The 3003-nt window shown below is 74.4% G+C and carries 2 protein-coding genes and 1 pseudogene; 1 reads left to right on the forward strand and 2 read right to left on the reverse strand.

Features of this window, described 5'->3' with window-relative positions; all coding sequences use genetic code 11:
* Positions 1-468 precede the first annotated feature (468 nt).
* Together AOK09_RS43440 and AOK09_RS43445 are read right to left on the reverse strand one after the other, a co-directional pair.
* Positions 469-1377, reverse strand: a complete 909-nt coding sequence (locus AOK09_RS43440) for a transglycosylase family protein (RefSeq protein ID WP_079063070.1) — start codon at positions 1375-1377, stop codon at positions 469-471.
* 14 nt (positions 1378-1391) lie between these two features.
* Entirely contained in the window at positions 1392-2090 is a 699-nt protein-coding gene (locus tag AOK09_RS43445; RefSeq protein ID WP_055587660.1) for a transglycosylase family protein, read from the reverse strand.
* A 592-nt stretch (positions 2091-2682) separates the two neighbouring features.
* Between AOK09_RS43445 and AOK09_RS14835 the strand changes: the two are divergent.
* A pseudogene (locus AOK09_RS14835) lies at positions 2683-3003 on the forward strand (hypothetical protein); the annotation flags it as partial.

The raw sequence follows: 3003 nt of genomic DNA on the forward strand, positions 1-3003 counted from the left end.
GTCCGGCTGTCCGGCTGTCCGCGGGGGCTTGTCCCGGCAGGGGTCGTGGGACTGGCGGGTGGCGCCACGGACTGCCGGCGGTGCGACGAGCACCCATGGCCCCGGCCGCGGCGCAACGGTACCGGGTCGGCCTCCCCGGCCAGAGGTGGGACGCGGCGGGCGAGGACGCGGGCGCAGAGGCGGTGGGACTGGCGGGTGGTGTCACGCACTGCCGACGGCACGACGGGCACCAATGGCGCCCAGCGCCGCGGCGCAACGGTACCGGGTCGGCCCCCGGCCAGCGACGGGAGGCGGCGAGCGAGGACACGGTCGCTTGCCCCAGCAGAGGCGGTGGGACTGGCGGGTGGTGTCACGCACTGCCGACGGTACGGCAGACGCCAGCGGCCCCGGGGGCCGTGGAGCGGTACCGGGTCGGCCTCCCCGGCCAGAGATGGGAGGCGGTGGGCGAGGACGCGGGGGCGGCGGGCGTCAGCTGTGTTGCCTCCCGGCCGTCCGAGCGGTGCCCAAGCCGGTCCGGCCCGGCAGGACCGGGCGGTGCCGCAGGGTGCCCGCTTGAGCCGGCGCGGCAGCGCCGTCCGTGCCGGGCCCTGGCCGTGGTCCGGAGCCGGACCCGGACCCTGGCTCGGATGCCGGCTCGGTCCCGGGCGCAGAGGACGGAGCCGGCGCGGAGGACGGACCGGGACCCGGCCCCGGCTCCTGCCCGGGCTGCCGCCCAGGCTCCTGGCCCGGAGGCTGTCCATGACCCGGCCGGGGGCTCTGCCCAGGATGCCTCCCGGGCCGCCGCCCGGGGTGCCGTCCGGGCCCGGGAGTACCGCCGGCCTCGGGTGCGGGCGTGGGAGCCGGGCTCGTGCCGGGTGGCGGGGTCGTGGGGACGGGGAGCAGGCCGAGGCGGCGGGCGCAGTCCGGCCAGGCCGTCCAGCCCTGGCGCCGGAGGATCTGCTGGGCGACGGTGATCTGGTCCTCCCGTACGGCGAGGTCGGGCCGGGTCGCATAGGCGAGGCCGCCCGCGTACTCCCAGGTGGGCAACCAGATCTGCAGGCCGCCGTAGTAGTTGTTGCCGGTGTTGGCATCCCAGCGGCCGCTGCTCTCGCAGTCGGCGAGCCGGTCCCAGACGGGGTCGTCGAGCTTCGGGGGCGGCGCGGCGGCGGCCAGGGTGGCGGCCGCACCGGCCAGTAGTCCGATCAGTCTGTTGATCCTATGAGCGCACTTGAATGACGTTAGGTCCGGACATGCCGCGCGCCGCCCTGCGCCGGTGCGGCACGCCGCGCAGTTCGGCCGGGCGGCGCAACGCGGGCCGCAGGGCCCGCGCCGGCCCGGGCCCTGCGGCCCGGACAGCCCTGGGCCGGGCGTACGCGACTCTGCGTACGCCCGGCCCATGAGGCAGGCACGGCTCAGAGGGAGAGCCGCTGACCCGGGTAGATCAGGTCGGGGTTGCCCCCGATAAGGTGCTTGTTCTCCTGGTAGAGCCGCTGCCACCCCAGGCCGTACCGGTCCGCGATCTCGCCCAGGGTGTCGCCGCTGCGGACGGTGTAGTGCCGCCCGGAGGCGTTGACCGGAGTGCGGGTCTCCGAACGGCTGCTGGCAACCGCCCTGCCGCTGCCGTTGCCGGTGGCACGGTAGTGGTGGTGGTGCTGCCCGGACCGGCCACGGCTGGAACTCCCGGTGGAGGCGACGGCAGCCGCCGAGCCACCCCGTGCGAGGCCGGCACGGGCACCGCAGACCGGCCAGGCACCGGGGCCCTGGCCCGCCAGGACCCGCTCCGCCACGGCTATCTGTGCTCCGCGGCCGGCCAGGTCGGCCCTGGGCGCGTAGGCGGTACCGCCGAAGGCGGCCCAGGTGGAGTTGGTGAACTGCAGACCGCCGTAGAAGCCGTTGCCGGTGTTGATGCTCCAGTTGCCGCCGCTCTCGCAGCGGGCCACCGCGTCCCAGGTGGACACGGAGGCGGCCGAGGCGGACGTGGCCGTGACGAGTCCCACCGCGGGTGCGGCGGCGACGGCACCCGCGACGACGGCGGCACGCACCCGGCGGCCGCGGCCGGCCCTGGTGCGGTCGGCGGTCAGGGCAGCGTCGATCTCGTGACGATGGGTCATGGATTCCTCTCGACAGCCCCGGGCGGGCCGGTCGGGCGGGTCGTCCAGCGACCCTGCTCCGCCACCTCGTCCGCTCCGGCGGCCGTGCGCGTGTCTGACGCGCCGCAGCCGCCGCGGCCGCCCCGCCGCACGCCGCCGGCCTGTCGGATCCCGGCGGCGGGCACCTGATCGCCACTCAACTGTGGCTCTCCGGTGTGTCGGTGGGGCGTACCCGGGTGGTGCTCGTTGCACCGGTGAGGAACCGTAGGAAGACAGCAGTGCCGTTTTCAACCGATTCGGGGTTCTTGCTGCTCACCTGACCGTTACCGGCGGTAATGATCTGCATGGGTCGAGAGATATGGGCTGTATGTACGGATTCTGATGACGCGTCACCAAGGACGGCGTGACGAGGGCCACACATCAGTCCATATGACTTACGGCACATCATCGACATGGAGCGACAGTTGATGCACGCTCCGCAGTCGGATTGCGCCGAATACACGACTCCGGAGCCCTCCGACCGTGACTCCCGCCACATCCGGCCGTTGGGCACTGAGGCCGGGAGCATCCCGCACCCGGCGCCCCGATCCATGGAACGATCCGAGGAGTCCCCGTGCCGCGCATGCTCGACGTCAGCGACGAGGTCCGCGCCGAGATCGGCGACGACGAGGCCGACCGGCTGCTCGCCGGCGCCCAAGCGCCCGACACCTACGACTGCACCTCCTGCCGTACCCCCGGCGACTCGCTGCGCGAGCAGACCAGCACAGTGCTGTTCATGGGCGAGGAGACCGCAGTCCTGGCCTTCGCCCACGCCCGATGCGTCCCCTCGCAGGTGGTTCCGGTCACCGAGGAGCAGCTGCGCGGGGCGAGCGGACACCGCGCCCGGCTGGGCGTCGCCGATGCTCCCCATCGCCCCGCGCAGCTGCTCCTCGGT

Source organism: Peterkaempfera griseoplana, from assembly GCF_001418575.1.
Classification (GTDB): domain Bacteria; phylum Actinomycetota; class Actinomycetes; order Streptomycetales; family Streptomycetaceae; genus Peterkaempfera; species Peterkaempfera griseoplana.

Excerpts from the sequence above, each read along its gene's own strand:
- AOK09_RS43440 (WP_079063070.1), bottom strand. The coding sequence starts at position 1,377 with ATGGGCCGGGCGTACGCAGAGTCGCGTACGCCCGGCCCAGGGCTGTCC.
- AOK09_RS43445 (WP_055587660.1), bottom strand. The coding sequence starts at position 2,090 with ATGACCCATCGTCACGAGATCGACGCTGCCCTGACCGCCGACCGCACC.